The 353-nt window shown below is 61.5% G+C and carries 1 protein-coding gene; it reads right to left on the bottom strand.

The annotated features are described in order from the left end of the window. Positions 1 to 293, bottom strand: a 293-nt coding sequence (locus HGQ17_RS14930) for a hypothetical protein (protein ID WP_211090726.1), incomplete at its 3' end; no start/stop codon positions are given. Positions 294 to 353: the final 60 nt, after the last annotated feature.

The raw sequence follows: 353 nt of genomic DNA on the forward strand, positions 1-353 counted from the left end.
GTGGCCCGGAGCCGTTCAATCTCTGCCTGGGCCTCTTCCAGCTGACGCTGCTCCGCACTCTTCGTCGTTGCCCGACGGCCCGGCACCGAAGCCGCCAAAGCGTCCAGAGCGCCCTGTTTGGCGACCCGACAGGCGTGGACCACTACAGAACGATCCACCTGGAACCGTTCAGCGGCCTCACGCTGAGTGGCCTGACCAGAGAGCACGTTGACATAGATCTCATACTTCTCCGAAGGCCCCAGCCGGGTACGCTTACCCCCAGTCGAGGCGGACGATTTCTGCTGTTCTGACACGGGATCCAACCTTTCAAACGAGTAGGAATCTACCCGCCCGCTGGTTGGGTGAAAAAACCC

Source organism: Nesterenkonia sedimenti, from assembly GCF_012641515.1.
Lineage (GTDB): Bacteria > Actinomycetota > Actinomycetes > Actinomycetales > Micrococcaceae > Nesterenkonia > Nesterenkonia sedimenti.